Raw genomic sequence first — 23,238 nt, forward strand, 5'->3', positions numbered from 1 at the left:
GGGGGGGGGGGGGGGGGGGGGGGGGGGGGGGGGGGGGGGGGGGGGGGGGGGGGGGGGGGGGGGGGGGGGGGGGGGGGGTGTGGGGGGGGGGGGGGGGGGGGAGGGGGGGGGGGGGGGGGGGAGGGCCCCCCCCCCCCCCCCCCCGCGCCCGCGGTCCTCGAAGACTATTCCTTCAGCGCGAAGGTCTCGAGCTTGTCGGCATTGTCGGCGGTGATCAGCACGCAGTCCATCAGCTGCTTTTCCTCGGCCGGCGCCTTGCCGGTCGTGATGTAGTCGTGCGCCTGCTGGACGGCGAGCTGCGCCTGGGCGTAGGCGGGCTGCAGGACGGTCGCCTTGATGCCGCCGGCCTTGATCGAGTCGCGCACGTCGTTCGAGCCGTCGAAGCCGACGACGATCACGTCCTTCTTGCCGGCCGCCTGCAGGGCCGCGATGGCGCCCATGGCCATTGTGTCGTTGCCGGCGATCACGCCCTGGATGTCCGGATTGGCCTGGAGGATGGTCTCCATCTTGGAATAGGCCTCCGTCTGGCTCCAGTTGGCCGACTGCTGGGCAACCATCTTCATGTCCGGATATTCGTCAATGACGTCGTGGTAGCCCTTGGAGCGGATGCCGGCATTGGTGTCGGATTCCTTGCCGACCAGCTCGACATAGTTGCCCTTCTCGCCCATCAGCCGGACGAACTCCTCGGCGCCGAGCTGCGCGCCTTGATAGTTGTTCGAGACGATCTGCGAGACGGCGACGCCGCTGGCGTTGATCTCGCGGTCGATCAGGAAGGACGGGATGCCGGCGTCCTTGGCCTTCTGGACGGCCGCAACGGACGCGTCCGCACCGGCATTGTCGAGGATGATCGCCTTGGCGCCGCGGCCGATGGCCGTGTCGATCAGCTGCGACTGCTTGTTGGCGTCGTCGTCGTGGACGAGCACCAGCGCCTCGTAGCCCAGCTCCTTGGCCTTTGCCTCCGCGCCGACGGCCTCCGCCTTGAAGAACGGATTGTCGTGGCTAGGCGTTATGATGGCGATGAGATCGGCGGCGAAAGCCGGCATGGCGACGCCTGCGGCCATGACGGCGGCAAAACCGATCGTGATCAGTCTACGGGTAACCTTCATCTTTTCCTCCCGGTTAGGCACCGGTCCCGGCCATTCCTCCATTGAACATGGCCGGCCCGGTGCAATCTCTCGTGCGGCGCCCGGCGCCGCGCATCAGGTGATGCGGCGGATGCTCGCCGCGATTTCCTCGGGCTCGAAGACGCGCTTCCAGTCGTCCTTCATGAGCACCGGCTTGCCGAACTCGATCGCCTTGTTGCAGGCATCGGAGAAGACGCCCGGCGTCTCCTCGAAGATCACCGCGCCGAGCACGTTCATGTGGCCGAGCAGGAAGTCGCGGGCGGCTTCCTTCGGCACGCCGCGCCTGACGCATTCGTCCATCGCCTCGCGCATGACGACGAGCAGCGAGGCGCAGACCGTCTCGGAAAGACCCGGCTCCAGCAGCGCCATCTGCTCGACCGTGACGCGGTGCGAGCGCATGACCGGCGCCCAGATGATCCTGGCGATCTCCTCGCCGAGGGCATAGGCCTCCTCGGGGCCTTGCATGAGAGCCGACACGATGTGCTGCCTGGCGGCGATGCCGCCGAAGAAGTCGCGCTTGGCGGACGGATCGGTCTCGTCGTTGAAGATCGGCGGATGGCAGGGATGCGTGACGAAATAGGTGAGGTCCGCGCGCTCCGGCAGGTGGCCGGCGAAGGGGGCCGCGGCATCGAGCGCGACGACCATCGTGCCGGGCTTCAGCCTGTCGGCGATGCCGGCCGCGACCTTGCCTATCGCCGTATCCGGGACCGCGAGGATGACGACGTCGGCGCCGTCAAGGCCGGCTTCGGCCGACACGCATTCTATGCCGAGATCGTCGGCAAGGCGCGCCCTGCCCGCCTCGCTCACCTCGATATGCCGGACATCGAAGCGCGAATCCTTGAGATTCCTGGCGAGCCGATAGCCCATTTTGCCACCGGCACCGAACAGCGCGATCGATGTCATCGAGACCTCCCTGAATGCGGCGGCCGGACCCAACGTCGCCCAGCCGGAAACTTTCCTCGCCGGTCGGCCGGCGTGGGCCTATATTTCCTAACTGGTATGACATGTCAATAATTATCTGATCGTCACAGTGTGGATGTCCAGGCGGAACTGAAAACGTTCCGCTCTGCGGGCACGGGGTGTCCGGGCCGGGGAACGACCATGGAAAGATGTGCTCGATTGTCGGCGGCTTCGGTGGATGTCAGAGCCGGTCGGCGACCGTCCTGGCGATCAGGGCGAGCGAGACGGCGCCGGCGTCGGGATGGCCGATGCTGCGCTCGGCCAGCGGGCGGGCGCGGCCGAGCCGCGGCGCGAGCGGCGCCGTCGCCTGCGCGGCCGCCTCGCAGACGGCGCTCGCCCTCCGCCAGGCCTCCTTCAGGGAGAAGCCGTCCGCCCGCGCGGTCTCCAGCGCGGCGACGAAGGGCACGAAGGCATCGACCAGCGTCTTGTCGCCGGGCCTGGCCCCGCCGAGACGCATGACGTCGTCGAGCGCGGCGCGCGCGCCGCGGACGACGGCGGCGTCGTCCAGGGCCCTTTCGTCGGAAAGGGCCGAACTCCAGGACCGGAGCAGCAGGCCCCAGATGGCGCCCGAGGTCCCGCCGGCCCGGTCGGCCCAGGCATCGCCTGCCGCCGCCAGCGCGCTCCGGGCGCCGGCGCCCTCCGCGACGGCCCGGCGGATCGCCTCGCGGGCGGCACTCGCGCCGCGCCGCATGCCCTGGCCGTGGTCGCCGTCGCCGGCGACGGCATCGATCCGGCCGAGATCGTCTTCCGCCTCGCCAAGGGCCGAGACCATGGCGTCGAGGATGCCCGCAAGGCAGCGGGCGCCCTCCCGCGCGGCGGGCGACGCGGCCCCGAAGACCGGTGCCTCGTCCCCGTCGCCCGCCGTGACGGCCGCCGGCTCCGTGCGGAAGGTCTCGCCGCGGCGGAAGACGGGCGTGTCGCAGGGAGCGAGCCAATAGCGCTCCAGTTCCTCGTCGAGCCACATGACCGTCAGCGAGCAGCCCTGCATGTCGAGGCTGGTGACATATTCGCCGACCTCCGGCGCGGCGGGCTCCACGCCGGCGCCCTGAAGCTCGCGTTCGACCGCGCCCCAGAGCACGAAGAGCTCCTCGTACTTGGTGGCGCCGAGGCCGTTGAGCAGCACGGCTGCGCGGCGCGCGCCGGCCGGCCGCTCGGCGAGCACGGTTTCCACCAGCAGCCTGGCGAGATCGCTCGCCGGCACGATCTGCGCGTCGCGGATGCCGGGCTCGCCGTGGATGCCGAGGCCGAGCGCCATCTGCCCCCTCGGCACGGTGAAGAGCGGTTCGCGCGCGCCCGGCAGCGTGCAGCCGCCGAAGGCGACGCCAAAGGAGAAGGTGCGGGCGTTGGCATGCCGCGTCACGCGCTCGACCGCGTCGATCGGCAGGCCCGCCTCTGCCGCCGCGCCCGCCACCTTGAAGACGACGAAATCGCCGGCGATGCCGCGGCGCTGGAGCTGCCGGTCCGCCGGGGCGCTCGCCACGTCGTCCGTCACGGTGACGATGCGCACGTCGATGCCCTCGGCCCGCAGCCGCTCGGCCGCGACTCCGAAGTTGAGCACGTCGCCGGCATAGTTGCCGAAGCCGAGCAGGATCCCGCCGCCATGGTCGGCGTTGCGGCAGACGCGGGCGACCGCCGCCGTCGAGGGCGAGGCGAAGATCTCGCCGGCCACCGCCGCATCGGCCATGCCCGGGCCGACATAGCCGGCAAAGGCCGGATAGTGGCCGGAGCCGCCGCCGACGATGACCGACACCTTGCCGCGCGGCACCGCGGTGGCGCGCACCACGCCGCCCTTCACCAGCCGCACATACCGGCCGTAGACCCGGGAAAAGCCCGCCAACGCGGACGACGCGAAGGTTTCGGCATCATCGACGATCTTGGTCATGGCTTTCCTCCCAGGGCGATGCGCCTGGGAAGATGCAACATGGATCGGGCCGAGAAAAGGGCAAAGGTTTGCCGCCCGATCCAGATATGCAGCGCGTCCCTTGCGCGTCCGTGCGGGCACGCGGCGCTCCTGCGAAAGGCATCAAAGGCTCGCGCGGTGGAAGGCCGTCAGCTGCGCGGCGACGGCGGCGACCTCCTCCGCCCGCCGCGCCTCGTCCCAGCCGAGCGCCGCCGCGGCGACGGCGGCGATCTCGTCAAGGCCCGCAGCCGTCAGCCTGCCCTCGATGGCGAGCGTCGTGCGGCGCATGACGATGTCGGAAAGATGCTCGACCATTTCGTTGCGCGCGATCCAGTCGATCTCGGCACGGCCGTAGCCCTCGACATGGGCGAGCGGCGCATCGCCGCCTGCCTCGATGTGGGCGAGGATGGCATCGGCGGTCGTCCCGTAGCGGGCAAGAAGCGCCTCGACGCGAGCTGCGGGCAGGCCGCTCTTCGCCGCCCGCTCCGTGACCCAGGCGCGCCTTGCCGCCGCGTCCGCCGGAAAGTCCCGCCCGCCGCCGATCGGCAGCATCTGCGTGCTCGTCCTGCGGCTGCGCCCCATGCGGGAGAGGATCGTGTCGGCCACCTCCTCGGCAAAGCCGCGGAAGGTCGTCCACTTGCCGCCGACGAGCGAGATGACCGGGAACGGCCGGCCTTCAGCGGGCTCGGCCACGGGCGCGGAATGGTCGCGGCTGATGAGGCCCGGCTGGCTGGCGTCAGAGGCCGGCAGCGGGCGGATGCCGCTATAAGCATAGACGATCTGGCCGCGGTCGAATGCAAGGCCCGGCAGGAGCGAGCGGAGGCTGGCGAGGAAATAGTCGATCTCCTCCTCCTCGCAGCGCACCGTCTCCGGATCGTCGGCCTTGATGTCCGTGGAGCCGACCAGCGCGAGGCCGAGATAGTCGTAGACGAGGCAGATGCGCCCGTCGTCCGCCTCGAAGTAGATCATGCGGCCCTTGAGGCTTTCGACGAGTTCGGGATGCCGCAGCAGGATATGCGAGCCCTTCGTGCCGCCGATCAGCCTGCCGGGAACGCCGAGCGTGGCGTTGACGCGGTCGATCCAGGGGCCGGCGCCGTTGACCACGATGCCGGCGCGGACCGGCCGTTCGGCCCCGCGCGGGCCGCGCAGGCGCAGCACCCCCTCCTCCCGGCCGAGCAGCGTCGTGCCGTTCATGGCGCGCGATTGCGGGCTGGCGTCGAGGCCGTCGCGCACCAGCTCGAAGACCAGCCGTTCGGGCCGGCTGATCCTGGCGTCGTAGTAGATGCCGCCGGCGACGATGCGGGGCGTGATCGCCGGCATCTCCCGGAGCGCCTTGCGACGGAACATGAAGCGGTGCTTCGGCATCACCCGGTGGCGCGCGCCGTAGAGGTCGTAGAGCGCAAGGCCGATCTTGATGAGCACCGCGCCGCGGCTGCGGGGCGCCGTTGTGGAGCCGAACAGCGTGCGAAGCGCCGCGAAAGCGCCCTTCATCAGCGAGAAGGAGGGGATGAAGGTCGGCAGCGGCTCGACGCAGTGCGGCGCATTGCGCAGGAGCAGGTTGCGCTCCAGCGTCGACTGGGCGACGAGGCCGAGCTCGCCGGTTTCCAGATACTTGATGCCGCCGTGGATGAGGCGCGAGGGCGCGGCGCTGGTGCCGGAGCCGAAATCGGCCTTGTCGACGATCAGGCATTTCAGGCCCTGGAGGCAGAGATCGCGGAAGAGCCCCGCCCCGTTGATGCCCGCGCCGAGGATGATGACGTCGAAGGTCTCGACGGTGCCGGCTGTCGCTTCTGTCATGGGAGATATTCCTGCTATTGCGCCGCGCCGCCGAGACGCCGGAGCGCCGGCCAGAGCGGTTTCATGGCCTCGGCGAGATCGAGGAAGACCCGGTACTTCTCGTCATAGGCGCGCTGCCGGTCGGGGTCCGGCCGGTAGGTGGCCTCGATCGACGCGAGGTCGCGCGGATCGTCGGTGGGCGATGCGAAGAGGCCCGCGCCCGCCCCGGCGCACAGCGCCGCGCCCCAGGCGGCCGCCTCCTCCGTGCGCGTGACGGTGACCGGCAGGCCGAGGATGTCGGCGAACAGGCCGGCCATGGCCGGGTTGCGCGAGACGCCGCCCGTCAGGCGTGCGGCGGCCGGGGCGAAGCCGTCGCGCAGCGCATCGACATGGACGCGGTGGTTGAAGGCGATGCCCTCCAGCACCGCGCGCACCAGGTCGCCCCGGTCGTGCCAGGCGTTGAGGCCGTAGAAGCCGGCGCTGGAGGCCCCGCCGAAGGGCGAGCCGAAGAGATAGGGATGGAAGAAGACGCCGGAGGCACGCCGGCGCGCGGCCTCGAACGCGCGGCCGACGATCGCGTGGATGCTCTCGCCGGAGGCCTCGGCCTGCCGCGCCTCGCCGGCGCAGAACTGGTCGATGAACCAGTCGTAATTGGCGGTCGAGGCGGGCGAGATGGACATGTTGTTCCATTCGCCGGGAAGGATGCCGTTGCGGCAGAACCAGCGGCCGTCGACCCTGGGCGCGCGCGACACCGTCTCGTTGATCGAATAGGTGCCGGCGATGACCGCCACCACGCCCTCGCCGTAGCCGCCCATGCCGAGCGCGGAGGCGGTGACGTCGTGCAGGCCCGCCATCACCGGCGTGCCTTCGACAAGGCCGGTGAGGCGCGCGGTTCCGGCCGTCACCCCGCCGACGGCCTCGGTCGATCCCGCCATCGGCGGCTGGCGGCCGGCGAGCCGCTCCAGCCCGAAGAGGCGGAAGGCGTCCCCGGCATAGTCCTGCGTCCTCACATCGGTGAAGGAGGTGCTCGCCTCCGTGCGGTCCGTGCCGATCGTGCCGCAGAGGCAGAAGCGCAGCCAGTCCTTCGCCGCGATGAAATGGGCGATGCGGTCATAGCGCTCCGGCTGGTGGTCACGGACCCAGCGCAGGATGGCGGAGGGCGCGGAGGCGTGCGGCCGCTGGCCGGTCAGTTCCAGCGACAGCGCGCCGACCTCGTCCGCGTTCCAGGCGTCGGCGATCGCGTCCGCCCTGGTATCGAGCGAGACGATGGCGGGGCCGAGGGGCCTCTTGGCCCCGTCGAGCAGGTAGATGCCGTCGCCGTGGGCCGTCGCGGCAATCGCGGCGATGTCCGATGCCGGGCGGCCGCAGGCGGCGACGGCCTCGCGGATGGCGTCGGCCGTCGCGGCCCAGAGGCCGTCCATGTCGCGCTCGACATGCTGCGGCGCCGGGATCAGCTGGGGAACGCGCCGGCGCGCGATGGAGAGCACCGTTCCGTCCGCGTCGAAGATGACGGCCTTTGTCACCGTCAGGCCGCTGTCTATACCCATGATGCAGGGCATTCCTGCCTCCATTCTCGGGCGAATGGCGACCGGAACCGGCATCGGGGCATCCGCGGCGGCGGAAGCCTCAGCCGGACCGCTCCCCGTCCGCCACAACCACGTTGATCCCCTTCGAGCGCATGCGCGACAGGTGGGAGATCGGAATATCCTCGTCGACGACGACCGCGTCGAACTCGCCGAGCGTCGCGAAGTGGTGCAGCGCGCGCCGCTCGAACTTGGTGTGGTCCGCCAGAAGCACGCGCCTCGCGGAGCTTTCGAACATCGCCCGCTTGGTCGCCACCGTCTCCGGCGACTGGTGATAGACGACGTCGTCGACGATCGCCGACAGCGACATGAACACGGTGTCGGCCCTGAGGCGGCGGATCTCGTTGGTGGTGATGTGCCCCATGAAGGCGTTGCACCAATTGTAGAACTGCCCTCCGAGACAGATGAGGTTGAGGTCGCTCACCTCCTTCAGCTCGTTGATGAGGACAAGCGAGTTGGTGATGACCGTCAGCGGCACCTTGGCCGGCAGGAACCTCGTCATCTCGTGCACGGTCGTGGCGTCGTCCATGAAGATCGCCTGGCCCGGCTCGACGAACTGCATGGCCGCCCTGGCGATCGCCTTCTTCTCCTTCGCCTGCCGCGTGGCGCGGTAGGCGTCGGAGGATTCGATGAGGCTCGTCGGCGCCGCCGAGACGATGCCGCGCGTCTTGCGGAAGAGGCCGCGGCTGACGAGCTCGTCGACATCGCGGTGCGCCGTCATAAGGCTGATGCCGAAACGCTCGGTCAGGTCCTCTATGCGGATCGATCCTTCGGCGATCACCGTCTCGGCGATCATCTGGCGGCGCACGAGCTGGCGCGCATGCCGGCTGTCGCTCGGCAATTCTTCCGAAAGCAAATCCTTGACGTCGACTTTCCTGTTCACGTGAGACCCTGCCATGCTTCGAGGATAGAGGTTTCGTATCTCGTATCGGGCGGCAAGGAAAATGCCAAGCTGGACCGGGTTGAGGTCGGGAGCGCCCTCGACGGGCGCCCCCGGTCTTGCTTACTCGCTGAGAACGAACGGCGCGGTGTACTTGTCGACATTGTCCTTGGTGATCAGAAGGCAATCGAAGAGCTGCTTTTCGCTCGCCGCTCCCGTGCTGCCCGTCTTGATGACGTTGTCGGCCTGCTTGACCGCCTCTTCCGAGAACACGGCGACCGGCTGGAGAACGGTGTACTGCAATTCGCCCGCCTTGATGGCGGCGACCGCATCCGGCGAACCGTCGAAGCCGCCGACCTTCACCTGGTCGAGCTTGCCGGCCTCCTTGAGGGCGGCGATGGCGCCGAGCGCCATTTCGTCGTTGCCGCTGATCACGCCGATGATGTCGGGATTCGCCTGGAGCAGGGACTGCATCTTGGCATGGCCCTTGGTGCGGTCCCAGTCGGCCACTTCGCGGCCGACCTTCTCGAGGTCCGGATACTGCGTCAGGACGGTCTCGTAGCCGTTCGAGCGCGTCGCCGCGTTATTGTCGGCCGGCGCGCCGAAGAGCTCGACATACTTGCCCTTGTCGCCGACCGCCTCGACCCACTGCTGCGCGCCGAGCGCGGCGCCCTGGGCATTGTTCGAGACGAGCTGCGCCTTGGCAAGGCCTTCCTGGTTGATCTCGGCGTTGACGAGAAGGACCGGGATTCCGGCGGCGACGGCCTTCTTGACCGCGCCGATGGAACCGTCGGCATTGGCCGGATCGAGGATGATGGCGACCGACTTGTTGGTGATCGCCGTATCGATCAGGTTGCTTTCGGTGTTGGTGTCGCCCTTGTGCGCCGCGACGTTCGCCGTATAGCCGAGCTTCTCGGCGGTGGCCTTGGCGACCTCGCCTTCCGTGAACCAGTACGGGTTGGACGGATCGTTGACGATGATCGTCATCAGGCCTTCGGCCCACGCCGAGCTGAACAGCAGCGGCACGACCGCGGTTGCAGCGAAGAGTACACGCATTCCTTTTTTGAACATGATCTCACTCCCTTTGTTGAGTCCGGTTGCGCCGATTGTCGGCAATACTTTCCGCTGCCGGGCCACTCGATGGTCCGCCTCTCCCGGCCGCAGTCAGTTCCAGTCGGTCGCCGCTTCTCAGCGGCGGCCGTATTTGATGCTGTTCAACAGAACGGCGGTCACGATCACGGCGCCGGTGAAGACCGTCTGCCAGTAGGCCGAGACGCCGATGATCACGAGGCCGTCCGACAGGAAGCCGATGACGAAGGCGCCGAGCATGGTGCCGATCACCGTGCCGCGCCCGCCCGTCAGCGCCGCCCCGCCGATGACGACGGCGGCGATCGCCGTCAGCTCGTAGGTGGTGCCCGCGGTGGGGCCGGCCGAGGTGAGCTGCGAGGAGAGCACGAGGCCCGCGACCGCCGCGCAGATGCCGGAAAGCACGTAGACGGTGATCTTCACGCGCTTGACCGGCACGCCGGAGAGCTCGGCCGCGCGCTCGTTGCCGCCCGAGGCATAGAGCCATCGGCCGAACGCCGTGCGCGTCAGCAGGACATGGCAGGCGAGCGCGAAGACGAGGAGCACGATGACGCCGATCGGGATGCCGGCCAGCCGGTTGAAGCCGAGCCAGTCGAAGCCCGTGTTGCCGAGCTCCGGCCGGCCGCCGAGGTTGTTGTAGGTGAGGCCGTTGGTCATCAGGAGCGCGATGCCGCGGGCGACATAGAGCACACCGAGCGTGGCGACGAAGGCCGGCACGCGCAGATAGGCGATCAGGACGCCGTTGACCGCGCCGACGACGGCGCCGAGCAGGCAGGTCAGCACCACCACGACCCAGACCGACGGATAGAGGATCACGCCGAGCTGCGGCAGCGTGACGCCCTGCATGAGGAAGCCGGCGACGACGCCGGCAAGGCCGAGCGTCGAGCCGACGGAAAGATCGATGCCGCCGTTGAGGATGACCAGCAGCATGCCGATGGCCAAGAGGCCGAAGATCGCGACATGCGAGGCCATGATCAGGAAGTTGTTCACCGTGAAGTAGTTCGGCGACATCAGCGAGAAGACGACGACGATGGCGATCAGCGCGAAGAAGGCGCGGCCTTCGAACAGAAGCTCGACAAAGCTCTTCTTGCGCTTGCCGCCGCTCGCCGCTGCCTTCGTGTCGATTGCGGGTGTGACTGACATGCTTCAGCGCTCCTAATGGGCATGCACGGCTTCGCCCGAGGCGGCCATGATCTGTTCCTTGGTCGCGTCGGGACCGAATTCCGCGGAGATGCGGCCGCGCCGCATGACGACGATGCGGTGGGCGATGCTGAGGCACTCGCCGACCTCGGAGGTGGTGTATACGACGGCGAGCCCCTGCCTTGCGCCCTCGGCGAGCAGCCGGAAGACCTCGGCCTTCGCGCCGATGTCGATGCCGCGGCTCGGCTCGTCGAGCAGGATGACCTGCGGCTTGGTGGCCAGCATCTTGCCGATGACCACCTTCTGCTGGTTGCCGCCGGAGAGCGAGCCGATCGGCGCGCCGCCGCCGTCCGTCTTGATATGCACCGTGCGGATCGCCTCGCCGACGAGCCCCGCCTCGCGCGAGGCGGAGGTGAAGAGGCCGCGCGTGAAGGCGCTAAGGCTGGCGAGCGACAGGTTGCGGCCGACGGTCATGGTCTGCACGAGGCCGTCGCGCTGCCGGTCCTCCGGCACGAGCACGAGGCCGTCGCGGATGCAATCGGCGATCGACTGGCCGGTGATGTCCCTGCCCTTCAGCACGACCTTGCCGGCGGAGGGCTTGAGGCGGCCGGCGACCGTTTCCAGGAGCTCCGTGCGCCCTGCCCCCATGAGGCCGTAGATGCAGACGATCTCGCCGGAGCGCACCGAGAGCGAGAGGCCGTCGACCACCGAATAGCCGGCGCCGGCGGGATCGGGCACCGTCAGCCCTTCGATCGACAGCGCGACGTCGCCCTTCCCGTAGCCCACGGGCGGCGAGCCGAGGTCGAAATTGTCGCCGACCATGTGGCGGACGATCCATTCGAGGTCGATGTCCTTGCGCTCGGCATAGGCCGTCATGGTGCCGTCGCGCAGCACCACCGCGTGGTTGGTGATCTGCAGGGCCTCCTCGAGGTGGTGCGAGATGTAGACGATCGACACGCCGCGGGCGGTGAGGTCGCGGATGACCTTGAACAGCACCTCGACCTCGGAGGCGCTCAACGCCGAAGTCGGCTCGTCCATGATCAGGATGCGCGAATTGACCGACAGCGCGCGGGCGATCTCGACGATCTGCTGCTGGCCGAGGCGCAGGTCCTCGACGGGGGTGAGAGGATCGATGTCCTCTTCGAGTTCCTCCATCAGGAGGCGCGTCTGGCGCTCTTCCTCGGCGAAGTCCACGCCCGTCGCCGTCATGATCTCGCGACCCATGAAGATGTTGTCGCGGACGTTCATGTTCGGCGCGAGGCTGAGCTCCTGATGGATGATGGAGATACCGCGATCGCGTGCTTGGGAGGATGACGCGAACACGATGGGCTCTCCATCGAGGATGATTTCGCCGGAGGTCGGCTGCACCACGCCGGACAGGATCTTCATCAGCGTCGACTTGCCGGCGCCGTTCTCGCCGAACAGCGTCGTCACCTGGCCGCGATGAATGTCGAAGTTGACGCCCTTCAGCGCATGGATGCTGCCGTAGGACTTCGCCACGTTGCGCGCGGCGAGCACGACTTCCCCCTTCTGACCGGAGCCGGGATGCACGTTCATTGGACGTCGAGCCTCACGGGGGTGACGATCCAGCTCTTCGGGTTGACGAGCTTGAAGACGCCGACGACCGTCACGGTCTTGCCGGAAAGCGCCGCCGGGTCGATGCCGCCGAGGACGACCTTCTTGACCTCGTTGTTGATGGCCGAGCCGGCGTCCTGGTACTCGATCTGGTTCTTGAACTGGCCGAACTCGATCTGGCCGGTCGCATCGCGCAGGTCCGTGCCGTTGAGCGCCGGGCCGGTCTGCACGCGCACGGTCAGCTCCTCCGGCAGCCCCTCGACGGCGACGACGTTGTAGTTCGCCTTGCGCTCGCCGACGACGCCGGTGAACTTGACCGGGATGACCGGGCCGGCGGAGGTCGCTACGCCGTATTTCTCGCTCGCCGCCTTCCTGTCGGCCGCAATCGCCTGCGCCAGTTCGGCCGCATCGACGGCGCGCGCCTCGACGCTCTGCCTGATGACCGGGAACTGCTCGGCGCCGTAGGCTTCCGGCGAGAACTTCTGGACGCGCACGTCGTTCTCCGAGCCGATGCGCACGATCGTCGTGTCGAGCGCCATGGCGCCGACCAGCACGACGGCGGCGGCCACGCCGATCCAGCGATAGGACCGCGCGGGCTGGGGCGACTTCGATAGCGTGATGTCGGTCATGTCTGTTGGCCTTGCGATTGAACGGGGAAAGCTTCAGCGGGAGCGCCGGCAGGGAGCCGGCGAGGCGGGCACGCCCGCGGATCTCGGCACGCTGCCGCCGAGGGGCGCCGCTGCCTTCCGCACAGAACTTGTCATGACGACCTCCCATGGATCGCGCCGGCACCGGTCTCCTCACCTGCTGGCGCTGCATTGCACACATCTTCGCAATTGCGATATAAGCGTGTTATATGTCCCAACATATATGTTAAATTAACACGGGCTGTCAATCGACCTTTTTTCCTCGTGCAGGCCTCTTCCCGCACCTTTCCATTCCGATCCGACTGCAACCGACAGAAAGAAATCCCGCCCGGCCGTTTAAGTCTCCACGTGTACCGGCAACCTGAACAGCGGACGAAGATTTATATTAAGCATATGCCTTTAAATGATAAATTGTGAGATGCACTTTGCGCGCCGACCCGTAAAAGCTCGCCTCGCGGCCACAGCGGCGCAAGAACACCGCAGACGGCATCGCTTAAAACGGGTTTTCATCCCGGCCCATGCACAACACCATCATATCTGAAAAAAAATTCTTGGTGCGAAAAATTTTTCGAGACATGCGATAACTTTGTGTTATGTTCTTTCGTGCTTTTCGGGAGGTCCGTGTGCAGGTTCAGAAAAGGCTCGCCGCGGCGGTCCGGATCATGCACGCTTTCGAGAGAGGCTGTCGGGAGGATCGAATGCTCTGTTTCGGGTCAGGCAACGTGGCGCGGGCCGGCGCGGCAGCCGCGGGGGCGCGCGATGGCTGAGACGGCCGACCTGATCATCGGCATCGACGCCGGCACGTCGGTGATGAAGGCGGTCGCCTTCACGCTGTCCGGACGGCAGATCGCCAGCGCGGCCGTACGCAACACCTACAGGACCGGCGACGACGGCTCCGTCACCCAATCCCTCGACCAGACCTGGCTCGACTGCACGCGCGCGCTTGGCGGGCTCGCGGAAAAAGTGGACGGCCTTGCCGGCCGCACGGCCGCCATCGCCGTCACCGGCCAGGGCGATGGCACCTGGCTCGTCGGCTCGGGCAACCGGCCGGCGGCCGATGCCTGGCTGTGGCTCGACGCCCGCGCGGCGCCGACCGTCGAGCGGCTTGCAGCCTCCGAGGCCGACCGCAAGCGTTTCGAGGCGACCGGCACCGGCCTCAACACCTGCCAGCAGGGCGCGCAGCTCGCCCATATGGACCGGCATTTCCCGGACGTGCTCGCCGGCGCCGAGACGGCCATGCACTGCAAGGACTGGCTCTACCTGAACCTGACGGGCATCCGCGCCACCGACCCGTCCGAGGTAAGCTTCACCTTCGGCAATTTCCGCACCCGCCGCTATGACGACGACGTGCTCGCCGCCCTCGGCCTCACGCACCGGCGCGCCCTCCTGCCGGAGGTGATCGAGGGCACGCAGACCGTCCACCCGCTGACGGCGGAGGCCGCCGCGGCCTGCCGCCTCAGGGCCGGCACGCCCGTCTGCCTCGGCTATGTCGACATGGTCATGACGGCGCTCGGCGCCGGCGTGCGCAGCGAGGGCCGCAACGCCGCCTGCTCGGCCATCGGCTCGACCGGCGTCCACCTGCTCGCCAAGCCCGTTTCCGACGTGGTGCTGAACGCCGAGCGCACCGGCTACGTCATCGCCCTGCCCATCCCCGGCATCGTCACGCAGGTCCAGACGAACATGGGCGCGACGATCAACCTCGACTGGCTGCTGCAGCTCGGCGCGGACCTCCTCGGCGAATTCGGCGTCTCCGTCAGGCTCGACGAGATGATCGCCCGCGTCGACCAATGGTTCGCCGCCAGCAAGCCCGGCAACGTCCTCTACCATCCCTACATCTCCGAGGCGGGCGAGCGCGGCCCCTTCGTCAACGCGCGGGCGCGCGCCAACATCACCGGCCTTTCCAGCCGCCACCGCTACCCGGACCTCGTGCGCGCCGTCGTCGAGGGCCTCGGCATGGCGACGCGCGACTGCTACGCCGCCATGGGCGCCCTGCCGCCGGAACTGCGGGTCAGCGGCGGCGCGGCCCGCTCGGCGGCGCTGCGCGGCACGCTCGCCGCCGCGCTCGGCGCGCCTGTCCGCGTCAGCAGCCGCGAGGAGGCCGGCGCCGCCGGCGCCTCGATGATGGCCGCGGTCGCGATCGGCGCCTACCGCACGATGGACGACTGCATCGCCGACTGGGTGACGCCCGGGCTCGGCGCGGCCGAACACCCCGAGCCCGAAGACATCGACCGCATGACGCGCCTCTTTGCCGCCTATTCGGATGTCCGCCGGGGCATCGCGCCCGCCTGGGACATCCTGGCCGCGCGCTGAGGAAACGAATGCGAAGGAGATTGAGATGAACCAGCCCGAGCCCATTGACCTTTTCGTGATCGGCGGCGGCATCAACGGCGCGGGCATCGCGCGCGATGCGACCGGGCGCGGCCTTTCCGTCGTCCTCAGCGAGAAGGACGACCTGGCCGAGGGCACCTCCTCGCGCTCCGGCAAGCTGGTGCACGGGGGCCTGCGCTATCTCGAATACTACGAGTTCCGGCTGGTGCGCGAGGCGCTGATCGAGCGCGAGGTGCTGCTCAATGCCGCCCCGCACATCATCTGGCCGATGCGCTTCGTGCTGCCGCACAGCCCCGAGGACCGCCCGGCCTGGCTGGTCCGGCTCGGACTCTTCCTCTACGACCATCTCGGCGGGCGCAAGCGGCTGCCGGGCACGCGCACGCTGGACCTTGCCCGCGACCCCGAAGGCACGCCGATCCTCGACCGGTACACGCGCGGCTTCGAATATTCCGACTGCTGGGTGGACGATGCCCGCCTCGTCACGCTCAATGCGCTCGATGCCGCGGAAAAGGGCGCCGTGGTGCTGACCCGCTCGCCGACGGTCTCCGCCCGCCGCGAGGACGGCGCCTGGATAGTCACGACGAAGAACAGCGTGACGGGCGAGACGCGGACCTTCCGCGCCAGATGCGTCGTCAACTGCGCCGGCCCCTGGGTCTCGGACGTCATCAACCGCGTCGCCGGCTCCAACTCCACGCGCAACGTGCGCCTCGTCAAGGGCAGCCACATCATCGTGCCGAAGTTCTGGACGGGCGCCAACGCCTACCTGGTGCAGAACCACGACAAGCGCGTCATCTTCATCAATCCCTACGAGGGCGACAAGGCGCTGATCGGCACCACCGACATCGCCTATGAGGGCCGGGCCGAGGACGTCTCGGCCGACGAGGCGGAAATCGAATACCTCCTGAAGGCGGTGAACCGCTACTTCAAGGAGAAGCTGCGCCGGCAGGACGTCTTGCATTCCTTTTCCGGCGTGCGGCCGCTCTTCGACGACGGCAAGGGCAATCCCTCCGCCGTCACCCGCGACTACGTGTTCGATCTCGACGAGACCGGCGGCGCGCCGCTGCTCAACGTCTTCGGCGGCAAGATCACCACCTTCCGCGAGCTTGCCGAGCGCGGCCTGCAGCGCCTCAGGCATGTCTTCCCCGCGATGGGCGGCGACTGGACGGAGACGGCGCCGCTTCCCGGCGGCGACATGCCGAACGCCGACTACGAGACCTTCGCCAACGGCCTGCGCGACACCTATCCCTGGATGCCGCGCAAGCTGGTGCATCACTACGGCCGGCTCTACGGCACGCGCACGAGGAATGTCGTCGCCGGCGCAACGGGTCTCGAAGGGCTCGGCCGGCATTTCGGCGGACAGTTCTACGAGGCGGAGGCCCGCTATCTCGTCGCCACCGAATGGGCCGAGACGCCGGAGGACATCCTCTACCGCCGCACCAAGCACTACCTGCACCTGACGGACGCCGAGCGCGCCGCCTTCGCCGACTGGTTCAACGCCGCCCGCCTTGCCGCCGCCTGAGGACGACCATGCCGCTGACGCTCTCGCTCAACACCAATCCGCTGGTCAACCGCTTCGCCGATCCCGACGACCTGATCGAGACCGTCGCGCGGGACCTCAGCCTGCGCGACCTCCAGCTCACGCACGAGTTCATCAATCCGAGCTGGAACGCCGCGACGATCCGCCGGCTGACGCGGCAGATGGAAAGGGCGCTCCAGCGCACCGGCGTGCGCGTCACCTCCGGCATGACGGGCCCCTACGGCCGCCTCAATCATTTCGGCCATCCGGACGCGGACGTGCGGCGCTACTATGTCGACTGGTTCAAGACCTTCGCCGACATCATCGGCGACCTCGGCGGCGCCGCCGTCGGCACCCAGTTCGCCATCTTCACCTACAGGGACTACGACGACCCGGTCCGCCGCGAGGACCTGATCCGGATCGCCATCGACTGCTGGGCGGAGGTGGCCGAGCACGCCAGGGATGCGGGCCTCTCCTACGTCTTCTGGGAGCCGATGAGCATCGGCCGGGAGTTCGGCGAGACCATCGAGTCCTGCCTTGCGCTCCAGGACCGGCTGACGGCCGCGGACATGGCCATCCCCATGTGGATGATGGCCGACATCGATCACGGCGACGTCACCTCCGAAAACCCGGACGACTACGACCCCTATGCCTGGGCGCGCGCCGTGCCGAAGGTCTCGCCGATCATCCACATCAAGCAGAGCCTGATGGACAAGGGCGGACACCGGCCGTTCACCGCCGAGTTCAACGCCAGGGGCCGCATCCAGCCGGAACCCCTGCTCAAGGCCTTCGCCGAGGGCGGCGCGGTGGACAACGAGATCTGCCTGGAACTCTCCTTCAAGGAGCGCGAGCCGAACGACCGCGAGGTCATACCGCAGATCGCCGAGAGCATCGCCTTCTGGGCGCCGCATATCGATACCGGTGCGTCCGACCTCAAGCCGGGCTGACCGTCGCACGGCCCCTTGCTAAGACTTGGCGCGAAAGACCGCTTCCGGTTGCAGATGAGGACAGGACATCGCCGATGATCGACAACGAAGCTTCCCTCGCCGTGCGCGCCGCCTGGCTGCACTATGTCGGGGGGTTCACCCAGTCCGCCGTCGCCAAGCGGCTCGGCATCCCCTCGGTGAAGGCGCACCGGCTGATCGCGCGCGCGGTCGCCGAGGGCGTGGTGAAGGTCAGCATCGACGGCGAGATCGCCGAATGCGCCAACCTGGAGGTGGAACTGTCGACCCGCTACGGGCTCGACTATTGCGAGGTGGCGCCCGATACCGACGACGACCCGCTGGCGCTGACGACGCTCGGCCATGCGGGTGCGAGCTTCCTCCGGCGGGAACTGGAACGGGGCGAGGCTTCCGTCATCGGCTTCGGCCACGGCCGCACGCTTTCGGCCGCCGTCCGCCACCTGCCGAGGATCGGCGCGGGCCGCGCGCGCTTCGTCTCGCTGCTCGGCGGCCTTACCCGCAACTATGCGGCCAACCCCTACGACGTCATGCACCGTCTCGCGGAGAAGACCGGAACGCAGGCCTATGTGATGCCCGTGCCCTTCTTCGCCAACACGGAGGAGGACCGCGAGGTGCTGCTTTCCCAGCGCGGCGTCAGCGAGGTGTTCGACCTCGCCCGCAGCGCTGACCTCAAGATCGTCGGCATCGGCACCGTCGACAACCAGGCCCATCTCGTCAAATCGGGCATGCTCCAGCCGGACGAGCTTGAGGAGATCGCCGCGCTCGGCGGCGTCGGCGAACTGCTCGGCCACTTCTTCGACCGCAAGGGCCGCATCCTCGAGACAGCCGTGACCGCCCGCACGCTCGCCGCCTCCTTCTCGGAGAACGGAACGGACCGGATCGTCGCGATCGCCGGCGGCCCGGTGAAGACCGAAGCCATCCGCGCCGTGCTGCACAGCCACAAGCTCCACGGGCTGATCACCGACGAGCGAACCGCGCGGCAGCTCCTGCAAAGCTCCACATGAGGAAAATCACAAAATCACATATTTCATGTTATAATTCGCGGAGAATGATGTTATAGGCCGTCCGTGAGATGGAGGACGCGGTGAAACGGGAAGAGCGCAGGCAGGAGATCATCAATCTTCTGGTCGAAAGCCGGGCCGTCGAGCTCGACGACATCGCCGCGCGCTTCGGCGTCTCCAAGATGACCATCCACCGCGACCTCGACGACCTGGAGCGGGCGGGCGTGCTGCGCAAGGTGCGCGGCGGCGCGACGATCGACGCAGGCACCCGGTTCGAGAGCGATTTCCGCTTCCGCGTGCTGCAGGAGGCCGACGTGAAGCGCGCGCTGGCCGAGACGGCGGCGGACCTGGTCGAGCCCGGCATGACGGTGATGATCAACGACGGCTCGATGGCCTCCGTGCTCGGCGACGTGCTTGCGGAAAAGAAGCCGATCACCGTCATCACCAACAATGCGGCGATCATGGAGCGCGCCAGGGGCGTGTCCGGCGTGACGCTGATCGGCCTCGGCGGCGTCTATTCGGCCAAGTTCAACGCCTATTTCGGCATCGTCACGGAGGAGGCGCTGTCGCGGCTGCGCGCCGACATCGCCTTCATCTCGGCGCCGGCCGCCGAGGGCCGCCTCGCCTACCACATGGACGAGGCGGTGGTGCGCGTGAAGCGGGCGATGATGGCGGCGAGCCGCCAGACCTGCCTTCTCGTCAACAGCCGCCGCTTCGGCCACACGGCGCTGCACGTGCTCGCCGACCTTGCCGAATTCGACACGGTCATATCCGACAAACCCCTGCCCCACGACACGTCCGCCGAGCTTGCCGGCGGCAGGACCGCGGTGCGGATCGCAAAGGAGACGACGCCATGAGCCAAGCCCGGACGTTCTGGGTCGGCACGAGCTGGAAGATGAACAAGACGCTTGCCGAGGCGAAGGTCTTCGCCGAGGGCCTGAAGGCAGCCGACGGCGGGCGCGATCCCCGCATCCAGCGCTTCGTCATCCCGCCGTTCACCGCCGTGCGCGAGGTCAAGGCGCTGCTTGCCGGCACCTCCGTCAAGGTCGGCGCGCAGAACATGCACTGGGCCGACGAGGGCGCCTGGACGGGCGAGATCTCGCCGGTGATGCTGAAGGACTGCGGCCTCGACCTCGTCGAGCTCGGCCATTCCGAGCGGCGCGAGCATTTCGGCGAGACGGACGAGACGGTCGGCCTCAAGACGGAAGCCGCCGTGCGCCACGGCCTCGTGCCGCTGATCTGCATCGGGGAGACGCTGGCCGACCGCGAAGGCGGCCGCGCCACGGAGGTCCTCGCCCGGCAGGTGCGCGGCGCGCTCTCCCGGCTCGACGACGCGCAGAAGAAGGCCGGGATCCTGCTCGCCTACGAGCCCGTCTGGGCGATCGGCGAAAGGGGCATTCCGGCGACCGCGGACTATGCGGATGCGCGCCATGCCGAGATCGCCGAGGTGGCGGGCGATATTCTCGGCCGCCGCATTCCCTGCCTCTACGGCGGATCGGTCAACCCGCAGAACTGCGCGGAACTGATCGCCTGCCCGCACATCGACGGGCTCTTCATCGGCCGTTCAGCCTGGAAGGTTGAAGGCTATCTGGACATCCTGGTGCGATGCGCCGCCACGATCTGAAAGGAGATTTCCATGAAACTCGCCATTGCCGGTGACAGCGCGGGCGAAGGCCTCGCAAAGGTCCTCGCCGACCACCTGAAGGACCGCCACGAGGTGCACGAGGTCTCGCGCACCGACGCCGGCCCGGACGCCTTCTACGCCAACCTCTCCGACCGCGTCGCCTCGGCCGTCGCTGCCGGCGAATACGACCGGGCGATCCTCGTCTGCGGCACGGGCATCGGCGTGTCCATCGCCGCCAACAAGGTGCCGGGCATCCGCGCCGCGCTGACGCACGACACCTATTCGGCCGAACGCGCCGCCCTTTCCAACAATGCCCAGATCATCACCATGGGCGCCCGCGTCATCGGCCCGGAACTCGCCAAGGCCATCGCCGACGCCTTCCTCGCCCAGACCTTCGACGAGAACGGCCGCTCTGCCGGCAACGTCAAGGCGATCGACGAGGTCGACGCGAAGTACAACGCGGCCGGCAAGTAACGCCGGTCGCGTCCGGTCGCCTGGAAGCGGCCTGAAAAACGTGCTCTCTCCAATCCGGGGAGAGCCCCGGATTGAGCCTTTGCCTTATGGGCAGATGCCCCGCGCCTGGAGGCGCCGGTGATAGGCCATGCCCTGCTGGCGGGCATAGGCGATGGCCGCCACACGGCCACGCGTCCTCATTATCCGGCTCGCCTCGGCCTGCATTCTGCGGCGTTCGGCCGCCGGCAACGAATCCGCGGAACAGGCGACCCGCTTCTGCCGGACTTTCTTCTTCTGTTTCGGCTGCGCCTTCTTCTCCTCCGTGCGCGGCTTGACGACACGTTCCTTGGCGGACGATTCCGGCCTCTTGGCGACGCCCTTCTCGTTGGGAGCATGGTGTCCAGGCCCCTCCACGATCGTCGGAACCGACGATTGCGCAAGCGCCGCATGATCGGCTGCCAGGAGACAACCGCCCAGAACCGCCGCGCACACGGCGAGCGGAAAACGGAATGGCCTTTCGTACCCCATGCCTCGACTCCTTTGGTCTTCGTCGCGCCGGCGATCTATGCTCGAGAAGCACGCCGCACGAAACGCGGGCCAAAGACATGGCCCCGACGCCTGGTAGCTGATGTGGTCCGTTTCGCCGCAAGGTCAATCCCTGACCGAAGGCGCAGGGCGCCGTCCGGCATAGCACGTGGCCGCATGCGCGAGGGTATCAGGCTTCTTCCAGCCCGCGCAGCATCTCGATGATCGCCGAGAAGTCGCGGCCGCCCTGCCCCTGCCTGTCGAAAAGCCCGTAGAGCTGCGCCGCCAGGCCGCCGAGCGGCGTCGCCGCACCGGTCGAAAGAGCCGCCTCCTGCGCGAGCGTCAGGTCCTTCAGCATCAGCGCGGCGGCAAAGCCCGGCTTGTAGCCGCTGTTGGCGGGCGAGGCCGGAACGGGACCCGGCACGGGGCAATAGCTGGTCAGCGACCAGCATTGCCCCGACGAGGTGGAGGCGACGTCGAAGAGGGCCTGGTGCGAGAGCCCGAGCTTTTCGCCGAGCGCGAAGGCCTCGCAGACGCCGATCATCGAGATGCCGAGGATCATGTTGTTGCAGATCTTCGCGGCCTGGCCCGCGCCGGGGCCGCCGCAATGCACGATCCTGCGGCCCATGGCGGCAAGGATGGGCTGGGCTTGCGCGAATGCCGCCTCCGTTCCGCCGGCCATGAAGGTGAGCGTCGCCGCCGCCGCTCCGCCGGTGCCGCCGGAGACCGGCGCGTCGAGGGACGGGCAGCCGCGCCCGGCGGCGAGCGCATGCGCCCTGCGCGCGTTTTCCACGTCGATGGTGGAGCTGTCGACCAGCAGCGTGCCCGCCTCGACGAGGCCGCAAAGCTCGCCCCATACGGAGAGCACATGCGTCCCCTTCGGCAGCATGGTGACGACGCATTCGGCGCCGTCGACCGCCTCGGCAAGCGTCGCGGCGGCCGAAACGCCGGTCGCGGCCGCCGCCGCGCGCGAGGTTTCGGAAAGGTCGAAGCCGGCCACGGCATGGCCGGCCTTCACCAGGTTGGCCGCCATGGGGCCGCCCATATTGCCGAGGCCAACAAATGCGATCTTCGTCATGTCTTCCTCACCTCGTCCGGAACAGGGGTTCGCTCTCCGCAAGATAGGCCTCGATCGCCGCGTCGGGGACCGCATCGAGGCTTGCCGGCGACCATTTCGGGTCGCGGTCCTTGTCGACCAGAGCGGCACGCACGCCCTCGTAGAAATCGTGCTGCGTGAGCACATGCGCCGCGGCGGCGAACTCGCGCTCGAGGCATGCCTCCAGGCTGCGGCTCGCCCGGCCGAGCCGCAGCAGCCTCAGCGCCAGCTTGAGGCTGGTCGGCGAGCGGCGGCGCAGGACGGCGAGCGTCTCGGCCGCGAAGGGGTCGTGCTCGGCCTCAAGCGCCGCGACGATCTGCGCCACGGCGTCGAACCGGAACGTCCGGTCGATCAGCGCGCCGTTCGCCGCAAGCACGCCACCTTCGGCCGGCATTGCGAAGCCTGCGGCGGTCGCGACGACACGCTCGCGCGCCGCACCGGCCGGCAGCGCCGCAAGCGCCTCCATGAGGTCGGCGAGCCGCGCGGAGGGCACCAGATGATCGGCGAGCCCGGCGTGGATCGCGTCCGCAGCCCCCACCTCGTTTCCGGTGAGGCCCATCCACGTGCCCGCCTCCCCCGGCGCGCGGGGCAGGAGCCAGGTCGCGCCGACATCCGGGAAATAGCCGATGCCGGTCTCCGGCATGGCAAGGCGCGTGCGCTCGGTGACGATGCGCACGCTGCCATGGGCGGCGATGCCGACGCCCCCGCCCATGGTGATGCCGTCCATCAGCGCCACATAGGGTTTCGGATAGCGGGCGATCGCGGCGTTCAGCGGGAATTCCTCGCGCCAGAAGCGCAGCGCCTCCGGATCGCCGCGCCGGCCGAGGTCATGGATGATGCGCACGTCGCCGCCCGCGCACAGGCCGCGCTCGCCCTCGCCCGTCAGCACCACGCAGGTGACGGAGGCGTCCCCGGCATAAAGGGCGAGCGCATCCTTCATCGCGCGCACCATCGGCAGGGTCAGGCTGTTCAGCGCGCGCGGCCGGTCGAGGCGGACGATCGCCGCCGATCCCCTGCGCTCGAAGCGGATGTCCTCGTGTCGCTCCATCCTGCTCCCCTCCT

General features: G+C 68.6%; 20 protein-coding genes. 7 read left to right on the forward strand and 13 right to left on the reverse strand.

All coding sequences use genetic code 11. The features are described from left to right. Positions 1-164 precede the first annotated feature (164 nt). The 10 genes from ACIIOY_RS24105 to ACIIOY_RS24150 form a co-directional block, all read right to left on the reverse strand. Entirely contained in the window at positions 165-1,106 is a 942-nt protein-coding gene (locus ACIIOY_RS24105) for a D-ribose ABC transporter substrate-binding protein (RefSeq protein WP_411037220.1), read from the reverse strand. Between the two features lie 93 nt (positions 1,107-1,199). Next, positions 1,200-2,027: a phosphogluconate dehydrogenase C-terminal domain-containing protein gene (locus ACIIOY_RS24110; RefSeq protein ID WP_411037221.1), complete on the reverse strand. Its 828-nt coding sequence runs from the start codon at positions 2,025-2,027 to the stop codon at positions 1,200-1,202. Between the two features lie 238 nt (positions 2,028-2,265). Next, positions 2,266-3,966, reverse strand: a complete 1,701-nt coding sequence (locus ACIIOY_RS24115) for a dihydroxyacetone kinase family protein (protein WP_411037222.1) — start codon at positions 3,964-3,966, stop codon at positions 2,266-2,268. A 141-nt stretch (positions 3,967-4,107) separates the two neighbouring features. Further along, entirely contained in the window at positions 4,108-5,781 is a 1,674-nt protein-coding gene (locus ACIIOY_RS24120) for a glycerol-3-phosphate dehydrogenase/oxidase (protein WP_411037223.1), read from the reverse strand. 14 nt (positions 5,782-5,795) lie between these two features. Beyond that, the gene (locus ACIIOY_RS24125) at positions 5,796-7,319 is read right to left on the reverse strand and encodes an FGGY-family carbohydrate kinase (RefSeq protein WP_411037224.1); all 1,524 of its coding nucleotides are present in this window, start codon (positions 7,317-7,319) and stop codon (positions 5,796-5,798) included. 67 nt (positions 7,320-7,386) lie between these two features. Beyond that, positions 7,387-8,241, reverse strand: a complete 855-nt coding sequence (locus tag ACIIOY_RS24130; RefSeq protein WP_411037225.1) for a DeoR/GlpR family DNA-binding transcription regulator — start codon at positions 8,239-8,241, stop codon at positions 7,387-7,389. Between the two features lie 105 nt (positions 8,242-8,346). After that, positions 8,347-9,294, reverse strand: coding sequence for a D-ribose ABC transporter substrate-binding protein (locus tag ACIIOY_RS24135; protein WP_411037226.1), 948 nt, complete (start codon positions 9,292-9,294; stop codon positions 8,347-8,349). A gap of 117 nt (positions 9,295-9,411) precedes the next feature. Then, entirely contained in the window at positions 9,412-10,452 is a 1,041-nt protein-coding gene (locus tag ACIIOY_RS24140) for an ABC transporter permease (RefSeq protein ID WP_411037227.1), read from the reverse strand. A 12-nt stretch (positions 10,453-10,464) separates the two neighbouring features. Then, on the reverse strand, positions 10,465-12,006 hold the full coding sequence (locus ACIIOY_RS24145; RefSeq protein WP_411037228.1) for a sugar ABC transporter ATP-binding protein: 1,542 nt from the start codon (positions 12,004-12,006) through the stop codon (positions 10,465-10,467). Then, the gene (locus ACIIOY_RS24150; protein WP_411037229.1) at positions 12,003-12,653 is read right to left on the reverse strand and encodes a DUF2291 family protein; all 651 of its coding nucleotides are present in this window, start codon (positions 12,651-12,653) and stop codon (positions 12,003-12,005) included. The genes ACIIOY_RS24145 and ACIIOY_RS24150 overlap by 4 nt, the downstream gene beginning before the upstream one ends. A gap of 777 nt (positions 12,654-13,430) precedes the next feature. On the opposite strand from ACIIOY_RS24150, the gene ACIIOY_RS24155 reads away from it, so the two are divergent. The 7 genes from ACIIOY_RS24155 to derI all read left to right on the forward strand — a co-directional run bounded on the left by ACIIOY_RS24155 (position 13,431) and on the right by derI (position 20,576). After that, positions 13,431-14,981, forward strand: coding sequence for an FGGY-family carbohydrate kinase (locus ACIIOY_RS24155; RefSeq protein WP_411037230.1), 1,551 nt, complete (start codon positions 13,431-13,433; stop codon positions 14,979-14,981). Positions 14,982-15,006: 25 nt separating this feature from the next. After that, on the forward strand, positions 15,007-16,518 hold the full coding sequence (locus ACIIOY_RS24160) for a glycerol-3-phosphate dehydrogenase (RefSeq protein WP_411037231.1): 1,512 nt from the start codon (positions 15,007-15,009) through the stop codon (positions 16,516-16,518). 8 nt (positions 16,519-16,526) lie between these two features. After that, positions 16,527-17,462 (forward strand): sugar phosphate isomerase/epimerase family protein, encoded by a 936-nt coding sequence (locus ACIIOY_RS24165; protein WP_411037232.1) that lies wholly within the window; start codon positions 16,527-16,529, stop codon positions 17,460-17,462. Between the two features lie 74 nt (positions 17,463-17,536). Next, entirely contained in the window at positions 17,537-18,481 is a 945-nt protein-coding gene (locus ACIIOY_RS24170) for a sugar-binding transcriptional regulator (protein ID WP_411037233.1), read from the forward strand. Positions 18,482-18,561: 80 nt separating this feature from the next. Beyond that, a complete protein-coding gene (locus tag ACIIOY_RS24175) occupies positions 18,562-19,335 on the forward strand; it encodes a DeoR/GlpR family DNA-binding transcription regulator (protein ID WP_411037234.1) in 774 nt (257 codons plus the stop codon). Then, positions 19,332-20,102, forward strand: coding sequence for a triose-phosphate isomerase (locus tag ACIIOY_RS24180; protein WP_411037235.1), 771 nt, complete (start codon positions 19,332-19,334; stop codon positions 20,100-20,102). Before ACIIOY_RS24175 ends, ACIIOY_RS24180 begins: the two co-directional genes overlap by 4 nt. 12 nt (positions 20,103-20,114) lie before the next feature. Next, positions 20,115-20,576 (forward strand): D-erythrulose-4-phosphate isomerase, encoded by a 462-nt coding sequence (gene derI, locus ACIIOY_RS24185; protein WP_411037236.1) that lies wholly within the window; start codon positions 20,115-20,117, stop codon positions 20,574-20,576. 84 nt (positions 20,577-20,660) lie between these two features. Here the strand turns inward: derI and ACIIOY_RS24190 are convergent, their stop codons facing one another. From ACIIOY_RS24190 to ACIIOY_RS24200, 3 genes are all read right to left on the reverse strand, one after another. Continuing rightward, positions 20,661-21,083 (reverse strand): hypothetical protein, encoded by a 423-nt coding sequence (locus tag ACIIOY_RS24190; RefSeq protein ID WP_411037237.1) that lies wholly within the window; start codon positions 21,081-21,083, stop codon positions 20,661-20,663. Positions 21,084-21,270: 187 nt separating this feature from the next. Then, positions 21,271-22,158 (reverse strand): 3-hydroxyisobutyrate dehydrogenase, encoded by an 888-nt coding sequence (mmsB, locus tag ACIIOY_RS24195; RefSeq protein WP_411037238.1) that lies wholly within the window; start codon positions 22,156-22,158, stop codon positions 21,271-21,273. Between the two features lie 7 nt (positions 22,159-22,165). After that, complete coding sequence (locus ACIIOY_RS24200; protein WP_411037239.1) at positions 22,166-23,224, reverse strand: enoyl-CoA hydratase/isomerase family protein; 1,059 nt, start codon at positions 23,222-23,224, stop codon at positions 22,166-22,168. Between the last annotated feature and the right edge of the window lie 14 nt (positions 23,225-23,238).

The sequence above is a fragment of the Shinella agrisoli genome (assembly GCF_046557955.1).
Taxonomy (GTDB): Bacteria; Pseudomonadota; Alphaproteobacteria; order Rhizobiales; family Rhizobiaceae; genus Shinella.

Excerpts from the sequence above, each read along its gene's own strand:
- ACIIOY_RS24190 (WP_411037237.1), bottom strand. The coding sequence starts at position 21,083 with ATGGGGTACGAAAGGCCATTCCGTTTTCCGCTCGCCGTGTGCGCGGCG.
- ACIIOY_RS24150 (WP_411037229.1), bottom strand. The coding sequence starts at position 12,653 with ATGACCGACATCACGCTATCGAAGTCGCCCCAGCCCGCGCGGTCCTAT.
- ACIIOY_RS24135 (WP_411037226.1), bottom strand. The coding sequence starts at position 9,294 with ATGTTCAAAAAAGGAATGCGTGTACTCTTCGCTGCAACCGCGGTCGTG.
- ACIIOY_RS24160 (WP_411037231.1), top strand. The coding sequence starts at position 15,007 with ATGAACCAGCCCGAGCCCATTGACCTTTTCGTGATCGGCGGCGGCATC.
- ACIIOY_RS24125 (WP_411037224.1), bottom strand. The coding sequence starts at position 7,319 with ATGCCCTGCATCATGGGTATAGACAGCGGCCTGACGGTGACAAAGGCC.
- ACIIOY_RS24140 (WP_411037227.1), bottom strand. The coding sequence starts at position 10,452 with ATGTCAGTCACACCCGCAATCGACACGAAGGCAGCGGCGAGCGGCGGC.
- ACIIOY_RS24110 (WP_411037221.1), bottom strand. The coding sequence starts at position 2,027 with ATGACATCGATCGCGCTGTTCGGTGCCGGTGGCAAAATGGGCTATCGG.
- ACIIOY_RS24170 (WP_411037233.1), top strand. The coding sequence starts at position 17,537 with ATGATCGACAACGAAGCTTCCCTCGCCGTGCGCGCCGCCTGGCTGCAC.
- ACIIOY_RS24200 (WP_411037239.1), bottom strand. The coding sequence starts at position 23,224 with ATGGAGCGACACGAGGACATCCGCTTCGAGCGCAGGGGATCGGCGGCG.
- ACIIOY_RS24155 (WP_411037230.1), top strand. The coding sequence starts at position 13,431 with ATGGCTGAGACGGCCGACCTGATCATCGGCATCGACGCCGGCACGTCG.
- ACIIOY_RS24180 (WP_411037235.1), top strand. The coding sequence starts at position 19,332 with ATGAGCCAAGCCCGGACGTTCTGGGTCGGCACGAGCTGGAAGATGAAC.
- ACIIOY_RS24165 (WP_411037232.1), top strand. The coding sequence starts at position 16,527 with ATGCCGCTGACGCTCTCGCTCAACACCAATCCGCTGGTCAACCGCTTC.
- mmsB (WP_411037238.1), bottom strand. The coding sequence starts at position 22,158 with ATGACGAAGATCGCATTTGTTGGCCTCGGCAATATGGGCGGCCCCATG.
- ACIIOY_RS24120 (WP_411037223.1), bottom strand. The coding sequence starts at position 5,781 with ATGACAGAAGCGACAGCCGGCACCGTCGAGACCTTCGACGTCATCATC.
- ACIIOY_RS24105 (WP_411037220.1), bottom strand. The coding sequence starts at position 1,106 with ATGAAGGTTACCCGTAGACTGATCACGATCGGTTTTGCCGCCGTCATG.
- ACIIOY_RS24115 (WP_411037222.1), bottom strand. The coding sequence starts at position 3,966 with ATGACCAAGATCGTCGATGATGCCGAAACCTTCGCGTCGTCCGCGTTG.
- ACIIOY_RS24145 (WP_411037228.1), bottom strand. The coding sequence starts at position 12,006 with ATGAACGTGCATCCCGGCTCCGGTCAGAAGGGGGAAGTCGTGCTCGCC.
- derI (WP_411037236.1), top strand. The coding sequence starts at position 20,115 with ATGAAACTCGCCATTGCCGGTGACAGCGCGGGCGAAGGCCTCGCAAAG.
- ACIIOY_RS24130 (WP_411037225.1), bottom strand. The coding sequence starts at position 8,241 with ATGGCAGGGTCTCACGTGAACAGGAAAGTCGACGTCAAGGATTTGCTT.